Consider the following 24712-nt stretch of genomic DNA (forward strand, 5'->3'; position numbering starts at 1 on the left):
CACCACCATGGAAGCCCTCAGAGCGCTCAAACGCCGACTCGCCCGCATCGTCTTCAACCTACTTAAAGATCAACAACCAGCCCTGCCGGACTTGCTTCCGGCAGCGGCTTGACATAGGAGCAACGGATGGTCTCTTCGGGGTGGCAGTCGCGGATGGTCATCTGGACGATGGCCTCGGAGTCGTGGGCGACGAACTCGTGCTGGCCGATGTCGAGGCGGTCGAGCACGTCGAGGGCCGGGTGTTCCAGGCCAATGAGGCCACCGCCCAGAGGCGCGGACGCCGGCGCCGCCTCAAAGACGGTGACGTCGTCAAATCCGGCGTGCAGCAACAGCAGCGCGGTGAGCGGGCCGGTGATACTGCCGCCGACGACGGCGATGCGGGGCCTGCTGGTGGATGTCATGAGGGTTCCCTTCTGAAGGGGTGGGAACCCGGGCACGGCCGTGCCCGGGTCTGCGCGAGTGCGCGGGTGGCCGGGCATCGGCCAGGTCGTGCCAGTGAGAAAGCGCGTCAACGGCGGCGGCCGGGGACGCGCAGTTCAGCCGCCGTGGCGCGGCGGGCGGATGGACGTTTGCGAGGACACGGCGCCGGGCTGCGCCGGCTGGTACGCGAGGGCGACCGGGCGGCGGGGCAACGCGGAAGGTGCGGCCTTGGCGGGGTTACCGGCCGAGCGGGGTGAACGGCGGCGGCACGGGAAGGATCCGCCGCGCCCGCTGCAGCACCTCGTCGGCCACCGGGATCAACGGCGTCGCGTCCGGCGCGGTGCTCGGGGTGGTGCGGTGCCAGCCGTGACCGGGGCTGCTGGCGAGGATCGTCCAGGTGAACAGCGGGGTGAGAACCTCAGCGACCGCCGTGCTCTGCTTGGCGTAGCTGTCCCGGTAGACCCGCACCCGCAGGACGTACCCGTCGGTGTGGTGCACCCGGGTCAGCTCGTAGCTGCCGTGGTCGCCTTGGTGGAACACCTCGTCGACGATCACCGTGAACCGTCCTCACCGCTGGTGGTGGGAGCGGTCGCCGTGACGAGGGTCCAGGGCCACTGGTAGGCGCCGATGACGTAGCAGCGGTTGGCGTCCGGGACGACCCGGTCGTCCTCGAACCAGCGACTGTCCAGGCCGTCGTCCTCCTCCCACTCCACGACGGCCTCGTCACCGTCGAACCGCAGCCGGGGATGCTCGCCCGGCATATCACCGGGATAGAGGGCGTCGAGGTGAGCGGCCATGCGCTGAACCGAGAACAAGGGAAAACGGCACAACACCCCGGCGCGGGAGAGAGTGGTGTAGCCGGTGGCGACCATGGCGCGGTAGGCGCCGCCGCCGACCACGTCGCAGGTCACGCTCGCCGGGGTCCAGGTGGCAAGCGGCGGGCTGATGTCGCCGCGGTAGCGAGAGATGCGGTAGCGGCCGTTGGTGGCCTCGCTCGCCCGGTCCGGATGCAGACCGAACCAGTTCATCCCGTGGTGGCGGGCGTAGCGGAGCAGGTCGAGCAGGTCCCGCCGGCCGTCGAGGTGTTCCGTGTACAGGGGCAGGAATCCGTGCCCGTCGTCGGCGGGGACCGGGTTGCCGATGGCGCCGGTGGCGGTGTGGGTCCAGGTTTCGGCGGGGACGCGGTGGTCGGCGCCGTCGGCGTCGTACCAGCGGGGGATCCCGTTGGAGGACAACCAGTCACCGTCGGCGTCGTGGGACCAGATGAGCGCGGCATGGTCCGGGGCGCTGGCCCGGTACTGCTGCCCGGTCTTCAAATGCACGCGGGTGGCGGCGGCGTGTTCGGCGAGGGGCAGGGCGTCCTCGACGCGGAACCACAGTCGGTCGGACATGGCGAAGAAACCTCCTGGTAGGGGAAGAGGGAAAAGTCGGCCGTTCGCCGGCCGGGCTCGCGGGGCGCCCCAGCCCGGGGCGCCGGGCGGTGCCGCGAGGGGCCGGTAGTGGGTCCACGCCACGCTGCTTCGGCCCGTGGGTACGGCGGGATGGCCCGCAGGAGCGGGTCGGCGGTAGTCCCAGGCGGGCGTGGTTCAGGTTGGGGCCAACGTGGTGTGGGGGCCGTGGCCGCACTCGTCGCGGCGGGTGTGCGCGTCGCAGGGCCGCCGGGACGCTCAGGGACGCCGCTGCGGAACTCGCGTCTGCTGGTGGTGGCCGGCGCGGCGCGGGTGGAATGGGGTGGAGCCGGTCGGGCCGCCGTCGATCCCCAGGGAAGAAGGGGATGGGTGGCGGTGCCCGACCGGTTCCGGATCCGGTGGTGCTTTACAGGGAGACGGCGAGCAGCCGCTGATCGGCCTCGATGGTGTCGAGGTACCGCATGGCCTGCTCGAGGTAGGTCACCCGGTGGGTGAGGGCGTCGCTCGCGGGTGCGAGTTTGTGCCCGTCCGGGGTGAGCAGGGCGTCTCCGCACACGGCGGTGGTGGCGCTGTAGTGCTGGTAGGCGAGTCCGCCTGCCTGAAACATCTCCAGCTCACCAGGGCTGAGGTGGGCGGCGCCGTAGCTGGCCGCGTTGTGCATCCGCATCGCGTTGACGCGGGCCTGGTTGTGGAAGTCCGCCTCCGCCCGCTCGCGCGGGTAGCGGGCGGGGTCCGCCAGGTGGCGGGCCAGCAGGGTCGGCCACGGGGTGGCCGGCCGGGTGCCGTGCACGACCCGCTGCCACACCTCGTACCGGATGCCGGCGCCGACGCCGGCGGCGTGACGCATGGCGTCCAGGTCGAGCAGCTTGACCGGTCCGCCGGCGCAGTACACCGGACGTCCCTTGCGCGGTGCGAGCAGATCGCGCCGCTGCCACAGCCACATGTTCGGGATGGCCCAGAAACGGGGCTGCAGGGTGCCGGACACGCCGAAGTGCCGGTCGAGCTGAGTGGCGGTCAGGGCTTGCGACGGCAGGCCGTCGGGCAGGCAGACGATCATGGTGTTGATCGTCGCGGTCGGCGTGACCACCAGGCTGGTGGGCGCCGTGGTGCTGACGGTGGTGGCCGCGGGGGCGGGCTTGCGGCCCGGGCGGGGCGTCACCGTCGGCACGCGGGTGCCGTAGCGGCTCAGCGGAGTCGCGGCACCGTTGGTTGCGGTCATGAGGGGTTCCTCCTTCGGGGTTGGGGCGCGCTGTTGGGCGCGCGGAAGCGGTCGGCCCACCGGGTACATGGGTCGACGCACGCGACGAACAGGGATGGCTGCAGCAGAGGCTGCTGGTGGAGCGGGCTGGTGCTGGTGGTGCGGTGCGACCTGGGGGTCGCCGCGCGGCGCGGGCGCCGACCGGCCGTGAAGGCGGGTGGGCGGGGCGCACCGTGGGGTGCGGCGGTGGTTCCCGAGGTGGGACCGGACCGGGTGGAGCGATATCTGGGTGAAGGTGGTGCCGATGAAGGTAGCGGCCGGATCTGTCAGCTCCGGCCGCCGTCCAGATCGTCAGCAGTGCGGTTGACCTGCGCTGTCAGACGACCGCTCGATTCCGCGGGCGTAGGACGGCGAGGCTGTGAGGGCCGTTGGTCTCACAGCCGCCCATAACCGGTGGACAGCACGCCTCCCGTGTTCCGGCCGCGGATGTCAGGGCTCCGGGTCGGCGGGGCCGCTGGGGTCCGTGTCGGGGAAGCGTTGGGGGTTGGTGGCCGGGTTGTCCGGGCCGTGGTCGGAGGGCAGTTCATGCAGCCAGCGGCGCAGGCCCGGGTCGGTGGTGAGGGACCAGGCGGGTCCGGCGGGGTGCTCGCCGTGGATGCCGGTGGCGACCGGCATGGCGGTGGGCACTCCGGCGAGGGCGTCGAGAAGGTGCAGCTCTCGGCGGCGGCCCGGCACGCGCAGCAGCACCGGGTACCGCGGCCCGTAGCGGGCGAGATGCTCGTACGCGCGCAGCTTCCGCAGCACGGTGGCGAGGGGTTCGGTGCCGTTGTCGTGTTCGAGGAAGAACCCGACGGTGCGGCCGCCGGCGTGCCAGATGCCGTGCCCGTCAGGCTGGACACCGGTTCCGCTGCCGGCGGCATAGGAGGCGGCGGCGAACGCGGCAGTGGTGTGCTGTTCGGACCACCACCGCGCCAGCCGGGCGTTCCCGTCGGTGCGGGCGTAGCCGATGAGGTCGATGAACAGCTGGTTGGTGCCGAGCAGGTGAGCCAAGCGGCGGCTACCAATGATGCGTTCAGTCCGTTCGATGCTGGTCCGCGGCGCTCGGGCGTCAGCGTTGTTCGGGTCGTTGAACTGCGTGGGGTGGACCACGGCACCGAGCGGGCCGAGGGTGTAGAGGTGCTGGCCGCTGCCGGTGGTGACGTCCACGAACCGGCTGACCGCCTCCAACCGGTGCAACTGGGCGAGGCGGAGCCGGGCAGAGCGACGCGACGGGAACAGCGCCGCCGTGACCTGGTCGGTGGACAGCACGTAGTGCTCGGCGAGCCACCGCAGCAGTTGATGATCACGGGTGGTGAGCCGACGAAGCCGGTCCAGGCGATCAAGACGAGACGACGAGCGGGAGCCTGACGGCGAGCCGGAGGAGGAGGTGGTGGACGAGCGGGAGACGGAGTTGTCGGTGGGCACGGTGGATGCTCCAGGCGGAGGAGGCCCCTCCGAGGGGAGGGTGTCTGAGTTCGGTGGGGTCGCCACCGGAGGCTGGTGACCGCCGGTGAGCGGCACTGACAGACCCGGGAAGCCCGGATCTGTCCGTGCGGTGTGGTGATCGGTGGTGAAGGGCTGGTGAAGCCCTCACGGAAGGGGCGCCCGGGACGCGGCCCACCAGGCCGACCCAGTCTGTCAATCCCGCTTCAACCGCCCTGCGGCGTTCAGGCGTTCGCCTTCGGGCCGCTCTTGCCCCGGGGGCGGCGGTTGTCGTCGGGGCGGGCCGAGAACCGGTCGACGAGGTCGTCGATCGCGCTGGTGTCCTGCGCCGGCACCGCCTCCGCGGCGGCCTGCCGGATCACCGTCGCCTCGCCCACGACCGGCTTCGGTGGCCGGGTCTTGAGGGTGAACGCCGGTGTCTGCCGCCCGTCGACGACGAGGCGGCCGGCGGCGGTGTAGGCGTCCAGATGGGCCAGGTCGTGCTCGTCGAGCTCGGGCAGGGTGTGCCGAGCGAGGACGCGCGCGTCCTCCGGGGCGACGGAGAAGTACAGCTTGTTGCGGGCATTCGCCGACGCCGCCGCCAGGAGGTCCTTCGGGAACTGGGCCAGGTCCTGGTGGGCGAGAACCATCGACAGCCGGTACTTCCGCGCCTCCGCCAACATCGAGTCGAGGCTGTTGGCGAGGGTCAGGAAGTTCTGCGCCTCGTCGATGATCAACGTGGCGTCGAGGCGTCTGTCGGCCGGCACGGCGGCGCGGGCGGTCGCGGCCTGCCACACCTGTGCCAGGACCAGGGAGCCGAGCAGTTTGCTGGTGTCCTCGCCCAGCTGGCCCTTCGGAATTCTGACGAGGAGGGCGCCGCCGTCGAGGACCTTGCCCATGTCGAAACTCGACTTCGGGTAGCGCATGGTGCGCTTGACGAAGTCGCGCAGTAGGAACGCCCGCAGCCGTGCGAGGACGGGGCCGATGACCTGAGAGCGCAGGGCCGGGTTGAGATCGTCGTACCACTGCCAGAACCCGGACAGGCCGGCCGGGTCGTCGAGGCCGACGGTCATCGCCGACCGGAACTGCGCCGAGTTGAGCAAGGGTGGAATGTGTTGGAGGGTGACGTTGGCGTGCCGCAGCAGGGTCAGGCAGGCCACCCGCATGACGTCGTCCATCCGCGGCCCCCACGCCTTGGCGAAGATGTTCCCGAAGATGCTGACGAGGTTGTCGACGACCAGGTCCGGGTCGTCGCCGGACAGCGGGTTGAGGGTGGGCGGGTTGGGCTGGTCAGGGTCGAACAGCACCACCCGCCCGGCGACGCGGGCGGGGAGCCGGTCGAGGATGTCCAGGACCATGTCGCCGTGCGGGTCGATGACCACGGTGCCCCGCCCGGCGGTGATGTCCTCGACGGCCATGTTGACCAGCAGGGTCGTCTTCCCGGAGCCCGTCGATCCGACCACATGCAGGTGATACCTCGCGTCCGGCACGGACAGGGCCACCGCGTGCCCACCCACTTCGGCGTCACCGAGGACCTTCATCCCTCGGCCGCCGGTCGGCACCGCCACCGGGGCGGGCATGGACTTCGCCCGCGCTCGATCCAGCCCCGGTACGGCCAGATCCCGCGGCAGACCGGCGAGCACGGCCAGCTCGGGGGTGGAGGCCAGGAACCCCGCTCCGAGCCGCCGTGTCGCCAGCACGGCCACCGGCTGCGCCATCCGCGCCCGGTGGGCGAGCCGGTTGCGGCCGGCGTACACGGCGAATGACGAGGCCACCGCGTCCGCGACACCTCGCAACCTCGGGTAGGGGTCGCTGCCGGCGCGGCGTGTGTTCTTGGCGACCGAGTAGCGGAGGCCGATGGTCCACAGGGGATGGGCGGTCTTGTCGAGGATCGCCCGCACGTCGCGCTCCACGCCGGGGTCCCGGCGGCCGGCCGGCTGGCCACCGGTACGGGTGGTTGTGGTGCGGCTGGGCAGGAACCCGTCAAGGACCCACAGCAGTGGCGCGGCGGGGTTGATGGCCGGTACCGCGGTCTTACCGTCGCGCAGCCGGCCGGCGGCGCGGCGGGCCTTTGCCGCCCGGCGGGGGGTGGCCGGTCGGGCGAGGACCTGCACACAGGCGTACTCGTCCGGCTTGAGTTGCGACCCGGCCGCCATGAGTGCTCGCAGCGGGTCGTTGTCGTGGTCGGTTTCGAACGGCAGCCACTCCGCGGCCGTTGGCAGCAGGTGCCCGCCGACGGCGGCGGGCACGTCCAGCGGGATCGGCGGTGGGGCCTGGTCGTCGGTGGTGCAGGCGGCGCCGGGCCACGCGGCCCGCACGGCGGCCTCGACCGCCCCAGCCGGCACCGTGCCGGGCACCCAGAGCGAGATCAGTAGCTGTCGGCCGGTCCAGGTGTACTGCCACGCCACGTGCGGGCTGCCGTACAGCAGCCGGCGTCGCCGGGACGGGGTGAGGGTGCCGTGCAGGTTCGCCCACAGCGCGGTGGCGCTGTGCGGGTCGACCTCCGGCGGTGGGGCGACCGTGACGAGGCGGGCGCTGTCGGTGTGGCGGCGGTGCCGCCACCCGTCGATCAGGTTCCGCCCGGCGACGTAGGCCACCAGCAGGGCGGCGGCGACTGCCAGGAGCCACGGCCGGTCGGCCGCCCAGTGCGCGGCGTGCAGGACCCAGCGCGTGGGCGTGCCCGGCGGGGAGATGAGACCGGCGCCCGGCCCGGACGGGCTGGGCGCCGGCGTCGGCGAGAGGGCATGCAGGGGTGTCACAGCTCCTCCTCCCCATTGTCAGGGTCGAGGTCGGCGAGGTCGGACGGCTTCGTGGTCGCGAGAAGGTGTTCGGCCTGGGAGGAGATCGACTCGAACGCGGTCCGGTTGGTGCCGGCTATCAGCAGGCCGTGCCCGACCCGGGCGGACAGCAGCATCCGCCGTTCTCCGGCGGTGAGGCCGAACGCGTCGGCCACCTGGTCGATGGCCTGCGGGGCCTGCTTGAGCAACACCTGCGTGGCCGCGTTCGATACGACAGCGTGGCCGAGGTCGGTGCCGAGCACGTCGGCGACGTCCTGGGTGATGACCGAGAGGCCGGCGTTGCGTTTCCGGCCAGCCTTCGACATCTTGAACAGGAACCGGGCGCCCTCACCGTCGCGCATCAGCAGCCACGCCTCATCCACCACCACCAGCCGCCGGCCCTCCGGGCGGGATCCTTCGCGGGACGGCCGCCGGTATTGGGGTGGGAGGTCGATCTGCCGCCAGATCTCGTCCAGGGCGAGCAGGGTGCCGACGGTCCGCAGTTCGTCCGGCAGGTGCCGCAGGCTCCAGACGACGAGGTGCCCGTCCGGGCGGGTCGTGGTGGGGGAGTCGAACAGGTCGGAGAACGAGCCGGCCACCCACGGCGCCAGCCGGGCGGCCAACTCGTGGGCGGCCGGGTTGTCGTCCGCCCGAAGCGTCGCGGCCAGATCCTTCAGCAGCGGCGCCGGCCGGTGATGAGTGGCCGGATCGGCGGTGATCCCCGCCTCCCGGTACACGGCCAGGATCGCCCGGTCCAGCGCGGCGCGTTCGGCCGGCGGCGGCAGCTGTCCCAGCAGAACCGAGATGAGGGTGTGCAGGAACAGGCCGCGACGGGTGAGCACGTCCGGGCGGGTGTCTGCGGCCGGCAGGTCGAGGGGGTTGATCTTCACTCCGGGGGCGCCGAGTCGCACGATGGTGCCGCCGACCGCGTCCGCGAGGCGGAGGTATTCGTCCTCGGGGTCGACGACGGCGACCTGGACTCCCTGGTACAGGTTGCGGAGCACGTCGAGTTTGACGAAGTAGGACTTTCCGGCGCCGGAGCGAGCCAGGACCACGCTGTTGTGGTTCTCCTGCGCCCACCGGTCCCACCAGACGATGCCCTGCGAGTCCGGGTTGACCCCGTACAGCAACCCGCCGCTGGTGGCCGGGTCACCGGGCAGCGGCGCCGGCAGGTCCGCGCTGGCGAGCGGGAACGCGGCGGCCAGGGCCTGGGTGTCCATGGTGCGGCGCATCTGCAGGCTGTCGGTCGCGAGGGGGAGGGTGGTGGTCCAGCCGGGCAGCTGCCGCCATGTCGCGGGCTGCACCTCGATCAGGGTGGACGCGGCGGCGGCCTTCACCTGCGCGCACGCGTCGAGGAGTTCAGCCTCGGTGCGGGCGTGCACGGTCAGGTACAGGCCGACGCGGAACAGTTTCGCCGCCCCGCGGGCGAGGCGTTCGGCGAGGTTGGCGGCATCGTCGGCGGCGGCCTCCACGTACGGGTCGGACAGCTTGCCCTTCTGCTCGTCGGCCCGCCGGCTGGATTCGAACCGGGCCCGCTGGTTGCGCAGACGCGACGCCGCCACCGGCGCCGGGATCGGGTCGATGTGCAGGGCGAGGTCGAGGCGGCCAGGCCAGGACAGCAGCGGCTCCAGCCACGCCGGCCCGACCTCGGCCGGGTAGCCGGTGACCACCAGGGTGGCGGCGTAGCCGTCGCCGACCCGCAGCCACCGGGGCGTCACCTCCACCGAGGCCGGTGCCACCGTCGCCGCGACGCCTCCGGCGGGGGGCAGCGCCGCGGCGTCCGGGCGCGTGCGGGTTGTCGGGCGACGCAGGCGGATCGTCATGATGATGTCCTTCGGGGTGTCGGCCTCCTGACCGGAGGTCCGGTGATGGTGGTGTCGGGTGCGGCGAGGCCGCCGGGGCGGGGCGGCCGGTAGGGGTCGGCCGCGGCGGCCAGGGCCGCGGTCGTGGCGTGGCCGTCCAGGGCGCGGGTGGTGACGCCCAGCCCGGACAGCGACCGGACGGTCTGGTCGGCGCGGCGCCGGGCGGCGTGCTCCCCGCGTTCACCTGCGGTGGTGCGGGTGACGATGAGGACCTGCCGGCGTAGCGGGTCCCGCCGCTGCGCGAGGTCGTTGAGGAACCGGGCGTGGTCGGCCGCCGCGTCCGCGAGGGCCGGGTGCGGCATCACGTCCGCCGCCTGGGCGAGGGTGCGGGCGGCGGAATGCAGATCGACCGGCTGCGCCGACACCACGATCTGCGTCGGCGTCGACAGCGAGTTCAACCAGCGGCCGAAGGTATCGACCAGGGCGGCCTGCTCATCGGCGGTGCGCAGAGCAAGGTTGACGCTGGTCGCCGCGACCATCGCCGCCTTCACACCGCCGAGGCTGATCTCCCCGTGCTCGTCGATGGCGTCGGCGGGCAACTTCAACGGCGCCGGCAGCATCACCTTAGACGCCGGCGCCTGCACCCAGTCGGGTGTGTTCGCGGTGGTGTCGGTGGTGGACAGCGCGCGTGGCGCCCGGGAGTGGCGGACCGCGGAGGCCAGCCACATGTCCATGGGCAGTCCGTCGCGGCGACCGACCGCGAGACCGAACACCAGGCCGCCGAGAACGACGGCGGCGCCGAGCAGCACCGGCGCGGGAACGATCGCGTGCAGGGACTTCCAGGCGCCGTAGAAGACGGCGGCGGCGACGGCGAGGATCGCCAGTTGCCGGAACGTCAGCCCGTAGAGCACCTTGTCCGGGGCGTCCACGTCGGCGGGCATCCGGGCGGTGACCGGTTGTTCGTCGCGGTAATCGCGGCTCATCGGCGCACCGCCCGAAGGCCGGGGATGCGCAGGCCGCGGGTGAGTTGTTGCACCACGACGACCCGCACGATCGCGCCGAGCGGGTTGCCGCCCCGTCCGCCGCCGCTGGTGGCGAAGCGGCGCATCATGCCGGGTACCTTGACGGTGGTCCACAGCAGGACCATCACCACGAACAGGTTGATCGTGCCGCCCGGGTCGATGGGCAGGCCGAGGACCGGCAGCATGGTGCTGGTGTCCAGCAGCATCCACTGTCCGGCGAACAGGACGAACGCCTGTGCCACGGGGATGGCCAGCATGGCGATGTAGGAGCGCCACCACATGCGGGCCACGCCGTCGGTCTGCGGCAGGGCGTGGCAGGCCAGGGCGATCGGCGCGACCGCGGTGAGGATCAGCGCTGCCGCGAACCGGACGATCACACTGCAGAAGGCGGCGGCGAGCAGGAACACGATGATCGCCAGGCAGACGATGAACAGCAGACCGGCGGTTTGGCCCCGGGCGGCGATCAGGTGGGTCTTGGCGGCGTTCAACGTGCCGTCACCGTTGAAGTCCTGCGCGGTCAGGGCGGCGGTGAACGCGTTGGCGAACTCGATGAGCGTGCCGGCGATAAGTTGGGAGAAGTGGGCGGTGACGAACCCGACCACGCACCGCGGCAGGAGGTCCTTGGCGGTGTAGCGGGCGCGTTCGTCGCCGCCGGCGACCATGCTGAGGACACCGACGGCGACGAACGCCAGGACGAAAACGGTGTCGACGACCCAGATCGACCGCCCCGTCAGGGCCTGCACCTGCGGCAGGGCGGTGACATTCGGGGTGATCAGCAACGCGTGGGTGATCGCCGTGATGAGCCCGTTCAGGCAGTCCAGCAGCAGGCCGGCGAACCAGTCGAGGATCTGATCAAGCGCCCAGGTCATCGTCAGCCTCCGACGATTCCCCGGACGACCTGCAGCAGGACCGGCGCCAGCACGGCCAGCCCGTAGCCGATCAGGGCGTTCTTCAACGCGCCCTTGGCCTTGTCGACCTGTGCCGGGTCACCGCCGGCGGTGGCCCAGTACACCCCGGCCAGGACCAGGAACAGGGTGGCGACCGCGGCCAGGATGCCCATCACCCAGTTCTGCAGGTTCGCGATGACGGTGGGCAGGTCGTTGGCGGCCAGGACGACCGGGCCGCCGGGGTCGGCGTAGGCGGCGGCCGGTACGGCCAGCATCACCACGGATGCCGCGGCGGGCGCGGCGATGTGGGCGACGCGGCGAAGCGTGCGGGTCGTCATCGGTGCGTGGGACAGGGCGGTGGTCAGGACGCGGGAACGTGCCCTCAGCGGGCGGATCATGATGGCTGCACCTCCCGCCCCGGCTCGCGCCGGGGCGATTAGTCGAAACGGTGGGCGGAGAACCGCCGCCGGGCTCGGGGAGACACCCGTCGGACGGGACCGTGGTGAACCTCGGGAGGAGCTCGTCCTCCCGTTCGGGTTGGCGATGATCGATGAGGTGTCAGCGCATCAACGTGGCGCGGCACCCGAGGCACCCGGTCCCGTACCGACCAGGCCTCGGCGGCCCGGCGGCGAGCGGAATCAACCCCCGCGTGACGCCGTGGTGGCGCCGGAGGAGTTCCGCACCCTCAAACCGGCGTTTGTGAGCCGTGGCGAACACCTGCCGATCCCACAGCCCTCCGACACGACCTCACAAACCTCTGACAGCCCTGGTCATCGCCTTCTCGACGATCACGCCGCTGGTGGCGGACTTCGCCGTCGGCGCCGGCGCCGGAATCTCACAGCCGCCGGATCAACACCCCGTCAGCACCACTGTCAGATCCGTGAGAGATCCGTTAGGCCCGCTTGGCAGCGGCCACGGCGGTTCTCCCCTACCGGGGCGGGGCCGGTCACAGCGTTGGAACGTGGCGGGGGTTCGCCGGACGCGGGCGCGGGCCCGACCAGATGGTCGGGCCCGCGCCCGGAGAGCCTGCGGGGTGGTCGGCGGTCAGGCGGCGGCTGCCAGCGTCACCTGCGCCGCAGCCCGTCGGGCGGCGCCGCGGGCGGCGCGGATGTGCTGCCGTCGCTCGGCCGCGGCGGCGAGGTCTTCCCGCGCCCGGGGTGAGATCGCCTCGGTCAGCATCCCGGCGGCGAGCGCGTCAGCGATGCGGACGTCGATGCGCTCAACGCGCCGCCGCAGCGTGTCGACCTCCAAGCCGAGGCGGGCGGCGATGGGTTCGATGGCCCGCCGGCCCAGCCGCACGTCGATGTAGGGCTGCTCGTCGCACTCGTCGACGATGCCCAACTCGACCGCGCGGCGGACGAGGAGGTCCGGATGACCGTAGGGACGCTTCGGGGTGCGAGGGCCGGTGACGTGTTCGAGATCGTCCACCGGCACAGCCTCGGCGCCGTCACGCTGCCGCAGCTCGTGGCCGGCCCGCCACGCGGCCATGCACAGCGCCGCGTACGGCGCCGGCTTGGCCAGGTCAACCCTGTCACGCAGGGCGCCCAGGAAACCGGTGAGGATCTCGGCGTCCAGGTCGTGGGCGTCGCCGGCCCAGCCGGTGTGCAGCCGGCCGGCGTAGCGGCGCAGCGCCGGCATCGCCAGGGCGACCGCGGCGATGACCCAGGCGGGTCCGTCGAGGCGGGCGCGGCGGACCAGTTCCCGCCACACGACGTCACGGGTTGTGTAGGCGCGGGGATGCTCCAGCAGCCACTGCCGCAACGCCGGCAGCGCGATGACGCCACCGGGCAGACCGCTGTCATCGCCGAGTTGGTCGGCCAGCGGGTCAAGGTCCAGTGACAACGGATTGGGGTCGCAGGTCAGGCCAGCGAACGCGGTGTCCACGGCGTCCAAAGGCGAGTCGGGCCAGTCGGTGGCTGACGCGGTCATGTCACGAACTCCCATGTCAGAGGCGAATATCGATGACGGGCCGGAGGCGTACGGCCGGCGCGCCTGACCGCCATTGCGCCACCGGGGTCTCACCGGCCACTGACAGCGCAGGCTGGCAGGCGTGGACATCAGGTCGACGCCGTCAGCAGCCCCGGCCACCGCTCGTTGACGATCGACGTCGACGTGCGTCATCGTTCTGACAAAGCCACGTTGACCTGCGCGCTGACACGACCAGAGACGGCGGACACGATCCGCGGCGGCCGGCCGGTGAGGATGCGGCACCGCCGCGAGGGCCTGACAACGCGTGTCCCGGCCGGTCTCACAGCGCCTGACAGCGCCTCACGACGCAACGGTGTTCAGACCTCGACCGGCTGGACGCCCCCGCCGACTGTCGGTGTCAACCAGGCGCCGCCGCGTCGGCTGACAGCGTCCGCCCGGCAGGCCGAGACGATCTGACAAGCCGCTGTCCGATTGACAAACCCGGAGCCCGTGTCCTCGGTGACACCGCTGCCGTCCGAAAAGCCAGACAGCGGTCTGACAATGTCGGTCAGCATCCCCTGTCATAGGTGCATGCCGCAGTCAGGTCGAGGTAGTCGTGACCCTGGGTGTCTGACAGAACTCAGTTGATCGCGGGCACCTGAGCCTGCCAGGAGCCGGCCTGCCACAACTTCACTTCCAGCATTGCTCTCTACACGAGGTGCTGACGAAGTCGCTCAGCTCGTCAGCCCACAGGAACCACTCGCGGCCTATGCCGACGCGAAGGTGACGGAAGCGGTGCTGCAGGTCGGTTTCAGCGGCATGGCGCCGATTCCGGTCGGGCTCGTAAATGACGTGGGCCAAGTGCAGTCTGGCCGAGTTGCCAGTCTGGAGGTTAGCGAGTCTGAGACGAGGGTCATTGCCTTGACCGATCTTGACCCGGTCGGAGTTCCCGCCGTTGAGCCTGTCGCGATACTCAACGATGAAATAGACCCCAGGGATGTTATGGGGGTCGTGGGGCGGATAGTCAGGGTCGGTCAGGATCTCCTTGGGGGTACCGCGGTGATCGCGGAGCAGCTGCTCAATCCTCCTGCTTGCGGCCTTCCTGCTCATCACGGCTCTGCCCGCCAGGTGCGGGTGCCGACCGGAGCGACGTCGCAACGGGGTTTGAAGACCCGAGGAATCCCGAAGGCCTCAAGGCCGAGTACCGGTGCACTTGGCGGAGGGACTGCCATCGGAGCGGCATTGGTCATGACCAAGGTTCTACTCCACGCTCGCCACGTTAGACACCACCACGGCGGACGATTCCGCCTACGCCGCCACCAGAACGGCAGGCCATCGCCCTCATCGCGCTCGAGCCTGCTTGAGATGAGCAGTGCTCGGGACACCGAGTTGACAACCGAACGGCTGACATCAAGCGAAAGGTCTCAGGCGCCGAGCTGCCCCGACAACGGCAACTTGGATGCGACGGCCGCGACCTTCCCGCCTCATCCAAGTTGCTCGGGCCCAGCTCAGCGTCACTATCGTGGGACACCGTCGCTGAGACGGGACACAGGAGTTACTCCGACTTCCGGAACGAAGGGACGGGCCCGGCACGCTGCGACCGGGCCCCGAATGGTCACTCGTCAGCGGCGAAAGGGCCGTTGGCGTCATACCAGTCAATGAACTTACTAACCGACCCGCCGAAGTCGGCGCGGATGCGGTCATGGATCGCCCGCTGGTCGTGGCCCTGCACCCACTCGCCGCGGGCGACGGTCGAGCCACAACCGCAGCGGCAGGTGGCCATGTCAACCGGGTCGGCCAGATACAGCACCGGGAACCGGCTGGTGGACTCCGCCGGGTCCGGCTTGCCCACGAACTTGTCATGCACGGGGTCGCCGGACTGAAGGATGTCGCCAGCGAACGCGCGCCGGTCACCCTCCTGCCGCCACTCTGCGATCCGGATGGCCATCACGCTCTGCCCGCCGGCTACGACGACGGCGTAGCGCTCCTGTTCGGCGCGCTGATTGAGCCGCCACCAACCGCGGGCGGCGTCGTAGACCTCCTTCTCCGACATGGTCGGATCCCATCCAGCGTGCTGACGGGGCAGGAACGGGTGCGAGCCCTGCTCGTCCCCCACATAGGTGCGCTGACTCAGCTTGATTCGTAACAACTTAGACCTCCTAGGGGCCGACGCTTGCTTGGTACAAAGACCATAGAACCATATGCCGGTCTTTAAAGCAACGGCTTATTTGCCACCGGGGGATCGAGAAGTTGACCCGTAGTGGGCCGGCTGATTGACGAACCCAGCGGCTCGAGCCCAAACGGAGAACATGCAGGCCAATCGCGAAAGACAGTCTGCGAGGGCATCCCGGATGGCTACGACGAGCCACGCGGACACGCACCCGCTGTCAGACATTTGTGAGATCACCGTGAGAGCGGCAGGTGTTCGCCAGAGCTGACAAACACCGGTTTGAGGGTGTCAGCGCACCACTGCGCGGCGCGGAGCCGACACCACATGAGCGAGCACACGCCGCAGTACCACACCCCGCAGCACGATCCCACCGTCGACACCGGCCCCCTGGTCGGGGTCGACCCCACCCCGACCGACCTGGTTGTCGGCGACCCGCCGGTACCGCTCACCGTCTGGCGCACCGCCCGCACCCCGGGCGACGCCGGCCGCAGCATCGGCACCCGCCTCGCCGGCCGGCTCATCGCCGCCTACAGCCGCCCCGGTGAGGTCGTCGTCGACCTCACCCCCGACCACGCCCTCACCCCCGCTTGCGCGGCCGGGGCCCGCCGGCACCACCCGGCGTGGTTCACCGACGCGTCCAGCCTGATCATCGGCCCCGCCACTCCCGTCCCCCCCGCCGGCACCACCGGCGACGCGAACGAGGACGAGGACCTGCCGGACATGGGGGCCTGGTTCGGTGACGACCTCACCGACCCTGACCTCCACTCCCCGGCCGACCCGGTCGCCGACCTGCCACCCGGCGGCTCCCTGCAGCAGGCGACCAGTCTCGTGGCCGCCTGCTGGCCCCTCGACCCCCATGCCGCTACCAACCGGGTGCGGCTGGCGTGGCTGTTGACCGCCTGCGCCCAGCTGCTGCAGCCGGGCGGCTGCCTGATCCTCGTCGTCACCGTCCCGTCCGGCGCCACCGCCGGCCCGGAGGACTTCTCCAGCGTGGTGCAGGCCGCGGCCGGTGTGGGACTGGGCTACCTGCAGCACCTCGTCGCGGTCACCGCCGACACCGACGGGGACGCGTTCGTCTACCACGTCACTGACGAGGAACTGCTCACCCTCACCACCGCCATGGGCGATCGGTGGCGGGTGGCGCACCGACGGGTCCACGCGGACCTGATGGTGTTCAGCCAGACCCAGCGCCGGAACGGACGTGAGGGCGGTGGTCGCCGTGGCTAAGCACCGCGCACACACCCCCGAACCGCCCCGCGATCAGACCACGACGATGGCCGCCACGAGCACCGGCTCGGGAGGGCGTCATCGGGCTGCTCCCGGCCCGGAGGGCCTGTCGGTGTGGGCGACCGCGCAGTCAACCGGTCCGGTCCAGCGCCGCGGCCGGTATGTGCGCGAGTCGGTGCAGCACCCGGCGCGGATGCTGCCCGCGATCGCCGCGCACGCCGTCCACGCCTACACCAAGCCCGGGGACCTGGTGCTGGACCCGATGTGTGGGATCGGCACGACCCTGGTCGAGGCGATCCACGCCGGCCGCGACGCGATCGGGGTGGAGTACGAATCGCGCTGGTCCGACATCGCCGACGCCAACATCAAGCACGCCCACTCCCAGGGCGTGACCGGCCGGGCCGGGGTGATCCGCGGCGATGCCACCAGCATTCTGTCGCTCGTACCGGCCGCCTTGGCCGGGCAGGTCGCATTGGTGGTGACGTCGCCGCCGTACGGGCCGACCGTTCATGGCCTCGTGCGGCCCGGCGCCGACGGGGTCGCCAAGTTCGACAACGCCTACAATGACGGCACCGACCGCGGGAACCTCGCCTACCGGGACCTCACCGGCCTCGCCGACGGGTTCGCCCAGATCCTCGCCGGCTGCCACACGCTCCTGCGCCCCGGTGGGGTCGTCGTGGTGACCGCCCGACCATGGCGTAAACACGGCGAACTGGTCGACCTGCCCAGCGCGGTCATCGGCGCCGGCGTCCGCGCCGGTCTCACCCCCGTCGACCGGTGCGTGGCGCTGCTCGCCGCCGTCCGCGACGGCGGGCTCGTCGCGCGGCCGTCGTTCTTCCAACTCCAGGCAGTCCGTAAGGCCCGGGCCACCGGCACCCCCATGCACCTGATCGCACACGAGGACGTCCTCGTGTTCGTCAAGAGCGCAAGTCGAAGTGGTGAGGTGACCGCACCCACCCAGTCCTCATCGACAGCCGACCAGGGGGAGGTGGCGTGACCATTGCCCACCCTCCCGCCCCGCGGGTCGGATCGGTCTGTACTGGCTACGGCGGCCTCGACATGGCCGTCGAGCTGGTGCTCGGCGGCCAGCTCGCCTGGTACGCCGAAACCGACCGGCACGCCGCCACCGTCCTGGCCCACCACTGGCCCGACATCCCGAACATCGGCGACATCCGCACCGTCGACTGGAGCAGCGTCGCACCCGTCGACATCCTCACCGCCGGGTTCCCCTGCCAGGACATCTCCAACGCCGGCAAACGCGCCGGCATCACCGGCGCGCACTCCAGCCTCTGGAACCACGTCGCCGCAGCTGTTCGCGTCCTTCGACCGCGGCTGCTCGTCGTGGAAAACGTGGCCGCGCTCCTCCGCCGCGGGTTCGACGTCGTCCACGCCGACCTGGCCCAGATCGGGTACGACACGAGCTGGACATGCCTACGCGCATCCGACATCGGCGCACCCCACCGACGCGACCGGCTGTTTCTGCTGGCCACACCCGCCGACCAGATGGGAGGGGGCGCGGACGTTGCCGACACCATGCGCCCGTGACGGCAAGGGTCCCGGCCACCAGTACGGGCTGCCCGACCTCGTCGAGCCCACGGGCACCCGCCACGGCCTCCTACCCACCCCGACCGCCACGGCGTACGGGTCGAACAGGTCACCCTCAGCCGGGGCGACCCGCCGGCCCAGCCTGTCCGGTATCGCCGCGCGAGATTTGATCGCTCCGATCGGGCCGGGCGGCCGTACCAGCACCGCCTCGGAGATGCCCGCCGCCGGTCAGGGGCAGATCGGCGCGAGCCGGCTGCTACCTACACCCAGGGCCAGCGACACCGGTACCCCGGGGCGGCGGGCCGGGGCAGGGTTCCGGCCCCCGCTGTCGCAGGTGCTGCTGCCCACCCCGCGTGCCACCGACGGTACAAAGGGCTGCCCCGGCCAGCGCGGCACACGCGGCGACCTGACGCTGCCGTCGGCGGCCGTGCGGGTGCCGATCCTGCCCACCCCGCGCGCGTCCGACGCGCGCGGTCCCGGTCGGCACGGCGACGGCGGTGTGGATCTGCGCACCACCATCGCCGGGCTCGGCCGGCCCGACGCGGCTCGGTGGGGCGTCTACGCCACCGCTGTGGCCCGATGGGAGTTGCTGCTCGGCCGACCCGCGCCGCAACCCACCCAGCCGGGCCAGCACGGCAAACCCGTCCTGGCGCCACCGTTCGTGGAATGGCTCATGGGCCTCGACGAACACTGGGTCACCGACCCCACTCTCGGGCTGCCACGCACCGCCGCACTACGGATACTCGGCAACGGCGTCGTGCCCCAGCAGGCCGCCGCCGCCCTGCGGCTGCTGCTGTGCCCGTACACGTAGCGGAAACCCAGGTCCTCTGGCCGGTCGACGTACTCAGCAATGGCAGGCCAGCTAAGGCCAGGATGCCGAGTGAGTTCCCGCCAGCCGGTCCGAGGCGGCCCGCGTGCCGCGCCTCTCCCGTGGGCGGCGCCGTCAGCCCGACGGGACGGGCGGCGCCGCCTGCGGAATGTCATGGAATGCGGCACCCCACTGACCTTGCAATTGGAGCCGGAGAGCAGGAGCCAAGCCCTATGCGATCAGCACGACGAACCCGCAAGCCCGCACCCTCCACCAACCCGGGCAGCGACGACGCACCCTCTGTCTGGACCAGGCAGCGGATCCTGGCGCTTGGGCCGACCACGGACCTGGCCACCGCCGCCGCGATCCTCGGTATCTCCCGCTCGGCGGCCTACAAGCTGGCCGCCCGTGACAACTTCCCGGTGCCACTGTTCCGGGCCGGCGCGTACTACCGCGTGCCGACCGCCCCGATTCTGCGGAAGCTGCACCTCGGGCCCCCACCGGTATCGACGGCTGATGGCCCCGACAGGGCGGGTGCCGAGGACGCCGTGCCTTCGGGCGCGGACAGGGACACCAGAGGCTGCAGCCCTCCGCCGTGACCCGTCCGGACAGTGCAGCTGGGGCACCAGCACGGCGCTGTACGCCGTGCCGGTGCAGCCGCGCCGACTACTGCTCGATGACGCCGGAGAGGAGCCGGACCAGCGCGCGGCGCAACACCCGCTCGATGTCATCTACGACGGCTGACAGGTCATCTGTCGGCTGACCGGTCAACGTATGCAGTTCCCGCCTGCCTGGGTCGTCGCCGTGCATCTCGTCGTTCCGGAGCCGGTACCCCAGACGCAGGAGAGCCTCGAGCCGCTCGGGCGGCGCCTGCAAGACAGGGTCGTCCGCCAAGAGCGCAGTCGCTCCGTCAACGACCTTGTCCTGCTTGCGGCGATCCGCCGGCAGGCCCCGCAGTTTGATGAACAGCACTTCGGCGCAGACCATCAGGTCGATGAGCCGGTCGGTCGGCACCCGGTCGGCCCCCGCCAGGACCAGCCGGCGCAGCGCGGTCTGCAGACCCCGGTCCTCCCGGACCGCAGGACGCGCGAGGAGGCCGTACACCTCGCGCACCGCCTCCACCTGCTCTCGCCCAAGGATCGTCGGCCGGTCCTCGTCGAAGGTGGGCAGCGCCGACAAGGACGCCGTCGGCCCCAGACCCTGGGGAAAGTCGTCATCCGGTGGGCAGCGGATCGCCCGAGTCGCGGTGACGGACCCACCGCACACCAGCCGCAGCGCCGTCACCAGACGGCTGGCTGGCTCGACCAGCGCGCCAGACTCCGGCGCCGTCGGTTGGGCGGGTACCTCCATGTCCGAGTACACCGGGTACGAGGTGCAGCGGGTCAGGGCCCACTGATGGAACCGCGACACGGTCACCGAGTTCGGACCGCCCGCGAAGGCGATCGGCACCGCGAGGTAACCGATCGCGGCGCTCACCTGCCGGTCACTCATCGCTTGCAGCACTAGGCCGTCCGGCAACGTGACCGCCTCGATGCCCGCGGTGGGGGTGAAGGCGTTGAGCGGGATCACCTCAACCAGCCGCGCCCGCGTGGCCAGCAGACCTTCATCCAACCTGCTGTACGCGGGGTCAAAGGCGTCCTGGTCGAACCGGTAACTCCGGACGGCGGCAACCATGGGTCCCAGGACGTGCTGCACCAGCGTCCACCCCAATCGCCGGAGCGTGAGGGCGAACTCTACCCCGACAAGGCAATCCACCCGCTCGCGCAGCACCTCATCGGCGGCCACGACGGCGCGCACCGCCGCCATCTCGGCGAAGGCGTCCAGGAACCGGTAGTCCGCGACCCGGCCCGGCATCTGCCAGACGCCGCAGCGGATCGCCACGAACGATTCCTGCCCATGGCGGTGCCACTCGCCGAAGTCAGGAACGGTCGCGAACACCGGGGCCCCATCGCCAGCGGCGAGGTCGCCGAGTACAGCCGCCATCAACTGTGCCACCGCCGCCCGCAGTTGTGGGCGCTGCACCCGGCATCCCACCAGCTCATCCGCCACCATCGCTCATCCTTCACACCCCGGTCTCAAGCGAACAGGCCAGGATCGCAGCACCGTCAGCGGCGCGCCCCCCAATTTCACCGTCACAGGATCCCGACGCGTGCGGATCTGCCTCCCCGGCCTGGACCGCCGCGACTTGACCGAGCCCCCCGATCACGCGTGCATGTCGATCGACAAAACCGATGCACCCCTTCACGAACGGGAGCACCACCAGCCATGCCAGACGGAAGCATCTTCAAACGCTGCGGCTGTCGCCACCCCGACACCGGTAAGCCGCTCGGCAACGCCTGCCCGAAACTGCGCCGCCCCAACCGGGCGTGGAGTTTCGAACACGGCCACTGGGCCTACCAACTCGAACTCCCCGCCACCGGCGACGGCCGCCGCCGTCAACTGCGCCGCACCGGAATGAACAGCCGACGCGACGCCGCCGCCGAACTCGACCACGCCCGCGCGCTCCTCGCGCTGGCCCGGCACGACCGGCGCCGCCGTGGCGAGATCGCCGACCTGCTCCAATCCACGGTCCGTGCAGGTGGCGTCCTTCCTGACGTCGACGGCGTGCGTCAGCGGCTGCGCGGCGACGGCCCACTCGGACAGATACCGACCGTGGCCGAGTACCTCACCCAGTGGCTCAACGACCTCACCATCGACGCCAACACCATCCGCGGGTACGAGTCGATCGTGCGGGTACACCTCATCCCGCACCTCGGCCAGATCCCGGTGGACAAGTTGCGCACCGGTCACGTCCGCGCCATGTTCACCGCGATCGAGCGCCGCAACCAGGAGATCCGGGCCGCGAAGGCCAGCGCCAATCCCCTCGTCCGCGCCACCGTCGCTGGCGTCCGCCCGACCGGACCCTCAACCCGCCAACGCATCCGCGCCTGCCTCCGCAAGGCCATCAACGACGCCCTCGCCGACGAACTCATCGTCGGCTCCAACCCCGCGGCCCTGGTCAAGACTCCCGCCGACCGGCCGCTGCCCATCGTGTGGGAGGACGAACGGGTACAGCGGTGGAAGGCCACCGGCACGGTCCCCGGCCCCGTCATGGTGTGGACCGACACCCAGATCGTGCAGTTCCTCGACTACGCGGCCGAACACGCCCCCGACCTGTATCCGATGTGGCACTACATGGCCTACCGCGGACCCCGCCGCGGCGAGGCGTGTGGGCTACGCGACAGCGAGGTCCGCCTCCACCGCCGCGAGACGACGATCAACAACCAGATTGCCACCCACGGCTACACCGCGGTGCAGAAGCCACCCAAGAGCAGAGCCGGCAACCGCGACCTGGTACTCGACGCCGAAACCGTCAAGGTCCTCACCGCCTACAAGGCCCGCCGCGCCCGCTGGCAGCTCGCGGCCGGTAGCAGCTGGCCCGACACGGGGCTGTTCTTCGTCCGCCCCGACGGGCAGCCCTGGCACCCGAACGCCGTCACTCAACGCTTCCGCAGACTCATCCGCCAAGCCGGGCTGCCCCCGATCCGGCTGCACGACCTACGCCACAGCGCCGCCACCGTAGCCCTTGACGCCGGCGTCGACATCAAAGTCCTCGCCGAACAACTCGGTCACTCCACCACCACCCTCACCCGAGACACCTACCAGAGCGTCACCAAAGATCACCATCGCAGCGCCGCCGACGCCGTGGCCAACACCATCAACCGGCGCCGCCCGAAGACTGCGTGAGGGAAGTCCCGCGTGGTCGCGGCCATGCTGGACGTGAGTACTGCGGTGTTGGACGTTACCGGATCTCAGTTTATAGATCAGATCCGGCACGCGGCTCACGCCGAGATCCGCTCACTACCTCCGTCTCAGGGAGATCAGAAGAGAGAACCGTCTGGCTCTTCCTCGAAAACGTCGAAGTCGCCGCGCTCAGGTCCATCATGGCGTTCCACCTGTGTCAGCGCATTGACACGTCGCCGGGTTATCTCCTCAAGTCTTAGTGCCTGCGTCGCCAGCGTCCTGCGCAGCCCGAGTGAGACTTTGCGCTCACTGATGAACTTGGCAAGCTGTGACATAGTCTGCACACGCCGCGCGATGCGGACGTCCGGATGATTGCGATCCGGAAAGACTTCGTCCGGAACGATCACCCCGACAAGAGGATCAGGAAGATCGACAATCATTGACGGCGGAACGGTTCGCTCATTCAGAAGGGCGTGGAACGCGCTTCTATTTACGAGTCGCTCAAAGACGGTGTACTCATATGGATCCAATGCCGCTCTTCGCTCCCTAAATGGCATATCGCCAATGTGAGGTAGCGACCAAAGTGCTACTTCGCGGATCTCGAATGGATCCAGAATATACCTCGCCACGGCATCTGATCGGCCGGACATGAGGTGTCGCCCTAGGCGAATCGCGAACCCCTCGGCCGTCTGGCCAACATAAACCGGTTCCTTATCGTAATCAAAGAATGCGTAGATGCCAGCCTTCGATTGGCCGATAGCCTGCCCAGGCCGTTGCGGATCCGGGCTCCGCATTAGCGCGGAGATTGCCTCGCGGATTAATTGTGCGTCCGGGGGCAGCAATGTGCTCGCCATCGCCGCATCGGCCGGAAGTGACACGATCGACTCCCTGTCAGAGTGCCGATTGTGTCGAGATTGCCCCAGAGGAAATTCAGGCATGACGCCATTCTGACTAGGCACGACCCACTCCGTTCATTGCCGAGGATACTGACCTCATGTACTCCTCGTAGGAGGCTGCCTTCCATATTTTCTCGAACGCGGACCTGCCAGCAACGCCCATGTCCGCAATCCTGAAGAGCAGGAGGTACAAAAGCGGCGTCGTGACGGTCACGGCAGGGCTTTCTCCTCGATGGCGTGATAGCAAGTAACGCTCTTCCATAAGTCTGTAGAGAGCTTCAAAGTGACTCACGAGAAGATGTTCTAGATCGGCCACCGAACGGACGCCCAATAGATTTAGGTTCACCACAAGGCGGCTCAGGGCTGCCGGTTCGAACGGGCCGAGTTCAACTGCGTGAATGCGCGCAAAGCGCTCATTAAATCGAAGCAATGTCGAGCGTTCGATATAGGCTGCTAGTGATACCGAAGAGATTGGCTCATCCATAAGCGCTACCTCGTCTGCTGGTGCACTGGGTGGTCGAGCAACCCCCAGCTCGTTTCGCAACGCACAAAACTGCTCGTCCACCAGTTCCAAGGTGCCTGCTAGCCTTGAAAACTGGCGTCTGTGTACAGTGGGCACGTCCCCGACAGACTTATAGCCTAGGTCGTGTTCCACTTCAGCCCAGGCATGCTGCAACACCGACCTAATCTGCACTTCGAATGAGACGTCAGCGTGCTGACGGTACTCGGGCATCGTCGCGCGCGTAGGACTAAGACCGAGAACATAGTGCAATGACATGTATCCGAAGCGGTCCGCCGCAAGCGACTTCCGTTTGTCAATTGAGTTCGATTGGTCAACGACGAATTCCCGACTTAAGGCCATCGCGATGTGGTCGACCTCATCGCTAAAATATGTGATAACACGGACTCCGAGAAGGTCAGTTAAGCTCGACAATCCGTACGCGGGATTCGTTTCGCGTTTCTTGGCAATCTTTCTGGCTGCACTGCGCCTGTCTTTGACCCTGTGCGTTATCGAATGAGGAGTCACGTCAACCTCGCTTGATAACGTCGAGATGATCTGCTCCACGCGCAGCCCAAGATCCTCTAGGCCGCGGGAACATTCCGCCCACTCCTCGTCGCTGAACATGATCATTCGGACTCCGTGCACCGGCGAAGACAACCACGACTGTTCGGATTATCCAACACGCACCTTCTAGGCAAGCCGGCAGGGGCCCCATACTGCGGCGCGGTGTTGACCAGCGATGACATAGCATGCTGAGCCGGGACGATGGCGCAGTGAGGTGATCTCGGCAAGGGGTCCGGGTCAGATCTGATCGGACAAGGGCATGGTGACGATGATCCAGATGCGAAGCGACGTTCCCCGCCCTCGCTCACGACCGACTCCCGTGTCGAAAGTGCCTGGTGCCCCCTAGGGAAGTCGGTCGAACCCGACGACCTGCCCTGGACGTAATCCATCCGG

20 protein-coding genes and 1 pseudogene are annotated in these 24712 nt (G+C 69.8%); 5 read left to right on the forward strand and 16 right to left on the reverse strand.

The window, feature by feature from the left end; genetic code table 11:
* Positions 1–113: 113 nt before the first annotated feature.
* From ACFFHU_RS13130 to ACFFHU_RS13190, 13 genes and pseudogenes are all read right to left on the reverse strand, one after another.
* Positions 114–401, reverse strand: a pseudogene (locus ACFFHU_RS13130) (FAD-dependent oxidoreductase); the annotation flags it as partial.
* Between the two features lie 256 nt (positions 402–657).
* Positions 658–975, reverse strand: coding sequence for a hypothetical protein (locus ACFFHU_RS13135; RefSeq protein ID WP_377338604.1), 318 nt, complete (start codon positions 973–975; stop codon positions 658–660).
* Complete coding sequence (locus ACFFHU_RS13140; protein WP_377338606.1) at positions 972–1811, reverse strand: hypothetical protein; 840 nt, start codon at positions 1809–1811, stop codon at positions 972–974. Before ACFFHU_RS13140 ends, ACFFHU_RS13135 begins: the two co-directional genes overlap by 4 nt.
* Positions 1812–2235: 424 nt before the next feature.
* Positions 2236–3048, reverse strand: a complete 813-nt coding sequence (locus ACFFHU_RS13145) for a hypothetical protein (protein ID WP_377338607.1) — start codon at positions 3046–3048, stop codon at positions 2236–2238.
* 468 nt (positions 3049–3516) lie between these two features.
* Positions 3517–4401: a replication-relaxation family protein gene (locus tag ACFFHU_RS13150; RefSeq protein ID WP_377339739.1), complete on the reverse strand. Its 885-nt coding sequence runs from the start codon at positions 4399–4401 to the stop codon at positions 3517–3519.
* 332 nt (positions 4402–4733) lie between these two features.
* A complete protein-coding gene (locus ACFFHU_RS13155; RefSeq protein ID WP_377338609.1) occupies positions 4734–7247 on the reverse strand; it encodes a type IV secretory system conjugative DNA transfer family protein in 2514 nt (837 codons plus the stop codon).
* Complete coding sequence (locus ACFFHU_RS13160) at positions 7244–9088, reverse strand: VirB4 family type IV secretion system protein (protein WP_377338611.1); 1845 nt, start codon at positions 9086–9088, stop codon at positions 7244–7246. The genes ACFFHU_RS13155 and ACFFHU_RS13160 overlap by 4 nt, the downstream gene beginning before the upstream one ends.
* The gene (locus tag ACFFHU_RS13165; protein WP_377338613.1) at positions 9085–10050 is read right to left on the reverse strand and encodes a PrgI family protein; all 966 of its coding nucleotides are present in this window, start codon (positions 10048–10050) and stop codon (positions 9085–9087) included. The genes ACFFHU_RS13160 and ACFFHU_RS13165 overlap by 4 nt, the downstream gene beginning before the upstream one ends.
* A complete protein-coding gene (locus ACFFHU_RS13170) occupies positions 10047–10958 on the reverse strand; it encodes a TrbL/VirB6 family protein (protein WP_377338614.1) in 912 nt (303 codons plus the stop codon). Before ACFFHU_RS13170 ends, ACFFHU_RS13165 begins: the two co-directional genes overlap by 4 nt.
* Before the next feature lie 2 nt (positions 10959–10960).
* A complete protein-coding gene (locus tag ACFFHU_RS13175) occupies positions 10961–11314 on the reverse strand; it encodes a pilin (protein WP_377338616.1) in 354 nt (117 codons plus the stop codon).
* 706 nt (positions 11315–12020) lie between these two features.
* Entirely contained in the window at positions 12021–12905 is an 885-nt protein-coding gene (locus ACFFHU_RS13180) for a hypothetical protein (RefSeq protein ID WP_377339740.1), read from the reverse strand.
* Between the two features lie 669 nt (positions 12906–13574).
* The gene (locus ACFFHU_RS13185; RefSeq protein WP_377338617.1) at positions 13575–13994 is read right to left on the reverse strand and encodes a GIY-YIG nuclease family protein; all 420 of its coding nucleotides are present in this window, start codon (positions 13992–13994) and stop codon (positions 13575–13577) included.
* A 505-nt stretch (positions 13995–14499) separates the two neighbouring features.
* Positions 14500–14937, reverse strand: a complete 438-nt coding sequence (locus ACFFHU_RS13190; protein WP_350931561.1) for a hypothetical protein — start codon at positions 14935–14937, stop codon at positions 14500–14502.
* Positions 14938–15378: 441 nt separating this feature from the next.
* On the opposite strand from ACFFHU_RS13190, the gene ACFFHU_RS13195 reads away from it, so the two are divergent.
* The 4 genes from ACFFHU_RS13195 (at position 15379) to ACFFHU_RS13210 (ending at position 18637) form a co-directional block, all read left to right on the forward strand.
* A complete protein-coding gene (locus ACFFHU_RS13195; RefSeq protein ID WP_377338618.1) occupies positions 15379–16281 on the forward strand; it encodes a hypothetical protein in 903 nt (300 codons plus the stop codon).
* Positions 16265–17278: a TRM11 family SAM-dependent methyltransferase gene (locus ACFFHU_RS13200; RefSeq protein ID WP_377338619.1), complete on the forward strand. Its 1014-nt coding sequence runs from the start codon at positions 16265–16267 to the stop codon at positions 17276–17278. Before ACFFHU_RS13195 ends, ACFFHU_RS13200 begins: the two co-directional genes overlap by 17 nt.
* Positions 17275–17826 carry a DNA cytosine methyltransferase gene (locus ACFFHU_RS13205; RefSeq protein ID WP_377338621.1) on the forward strand — a complete coding sequence of 184 codons (552 nt, stop codon included), beginning with the start codon at positions 17275–17277 and terminating at the stop codon, positions 17824–17826. Before ACFFHU_RS13200 ends, ACFFHU_RS13205 begins: the two co-directional genes overlap by 4 nt.
* A 214-nt stretch (positions 17827–18040) precedes the next feature.
* Complete coding sequence (locus tag ACFFHU_RS13210; RefSeq protein ID WP_377338622.1) at positions 18041–18637, forward strand: hypothetical protein; 597 nt, start codon at positions 18041–18043, stop codon at positions 18635–18637.
* A gap of 663 nt (positions 18638–19300) precedes the next feature.
* Here the strand turns inward: ACFFHU_RS13210 and ACFFHU_RS13215 are convergent.
* The gene (locus ACFFHU_RS13215; protein ID WP_377338623.1) at positions 19301–20686 is read right to left on the reverse strand and encodes a hypothetical protein; all 1386 of its coding nucleotides are present in this window, start codon (positions 20684–20686) and stop codon (positions 19301–19303) included.
* 213 nt (positions 20687–20899) lie between these two features.
* On the opposite strand from ACFFHU_RS13215, the gene ACFFHU_RS13220 reads away from it, so the two are divergent.
* The gene (locus tag ACFFHU_RS13220) at positions 20900–22360 is read left to right on the forward strand and encodes a tyrosine-type recombinase/integrase (protein WP_377339742.1); all 1461 of its coding nucleotides are present in this window, start codon (positions 20900–20902) and stop codon (positions 22358–22360) included.
* Between the two features lie 134 nt (positions 22361–22494).
* On the opposite strand, the gene ACFFHU_RS13225 is transcribed toward ACFFHU_RS13220, so the two are convergent.
* On the reverse strand, positions 22495–23235 hold the full coding sequence (locus ACFFHU_RS13225) for a GIY-YIG nuclease family protein (protein ID WP_377338624.1): 741 nt from the start codon (positions 23233–23235) through the stop codon (positions 22495–22497).
* Positions 23236–23308: 73 nt separating this feature from the next.
* The gene (locus ACFFHU_RS13230) at positions 23309–24385 is read right to left on the reverse strand and encodes a GTP pyrophosphokinase (protein WP_377338626.1); all 1077 of its coding nucleotides are present in this window, start codon (positions 24383–24385) and stop codon (positions 23309–23311) included.
* Positions 24386–24712 lie beyond the last annotated feature (327 nt).

The organism is Plantactinospora siamensis (assembly GCF_042434095.1).
In the GTDB taxonomy this organism is placed as follows: domain Bacteria; phylum Actinomycetota; class Actinomycetes; order Mycobacteriales; family Micromonosporaceae; genus KBS50.

Excerpts from the sequence above, each read along its gene's own strand:
- ACFFHU_RS13230 (WP_377338626.1), bottom strand. The coding sequence starts at position 24,385 with ATGATCATGTTCAGCGACGAGGAGTGGGCGGAATGTTCCCGCGGCCTA.
- ACFFHU_RS13140 (WP_377338606.1), bottom strand. The coding sequence starts at position 1,811 with ATGTCCGACCGACTGTGGTTCCGCGTCGAGGACGCCCTGCCCCTCGCC.
- ACFFHU_RS13145 (WP_377338607.1), bottom strand. The coding sequence starts at position 3,048 with ATGACCGCAACCAACGGTGCCGCGACTCCGCTGAGCCGCTACGGCACC.
- ACFFHU_RS13210 (WP_377338622.1), top strand. The coding sequence starts at position 18,041 with ATGCCCGCCGCCGGTCAGGGGCAGATCGGCGCGAGCCGGCTGCTACCT.
- ACFFHU_RS13160 (WP_377338611.1), bottom strand. The coding sequence starts at position 9,088 with ATGACGATCCGCCTGCGTCGCCCGACAACCCGCACGCGCCCGGACGCC.
- ACFFHU_RS13190 (WP_350931561.1), bottom strand. The coding sequence starts at position 14,937 with ATGTCGGAGAAGGAGGTCTACGACGCCGCCCGCGGTTGGTGGCGGCTC.
- ACFFHU_RS13185 (WP_377338617.1), bottom strand. The coding sequence starts at position 13,994 with ATGAGCAGGAAGGCCGCAAGCAGGAGGATTGAGCAGCTGCTCCGCGAT.
- ACFFHU_RS13220 (WP_377339742.1), top strand. The coding sequence starts at position 20,900 with ATGCCAGACGGAAGCATCTTCAAACGCTGCGGCTGTCGCCACCCCGAC.
- ACFFHU_RS13175 (WP_377338616.1), bottom strand. The coding sequence starts at position 11,314 with ATGACGACCCGCACGCTTCGCCGCGTCGCCCACATCGCCGCGCCCGCC.
- ACFFHU_RS13165 (WP_377338613.1), bottom strand. The coding sequence starts at position 10,050 with ATGAGCCGCGATTACCGCGACGAACAACCGGTCACCGCCCGGATGCCC.
- ACFFHU_RS13180 (WP_377339740.1), bottom strand. The coding sequence starts at position 12,905 with ATGACCGCGTCAGCCACCGACTGGCCCGACTCGCCTTTGGACGCCGTG.
- ACFFHU_RS13170 (WP_377338614.1), bottom strand. The coding sequence starts at position 10,958 with ATGACCTGGGCGCTTGATCAGATCCTCGACTGGTTCGCCGGCCTGCTG.
- ACFFHU_RS13195 (WP_377338618.1), top strand. The coding sequence starts at position 15,379 with ATGAGCGAGCACACGCCGCAGTACCACACCCCGCAGCACGATCCCACC.
- ACFFHU_RS13215 (WP_377338623.1), bottom strand. The coding sequence starts at position 20,686 with ATGGTGGCGGATGAGCTGGTGGGATGCCGGGTGCAGCGCCCACAACTG.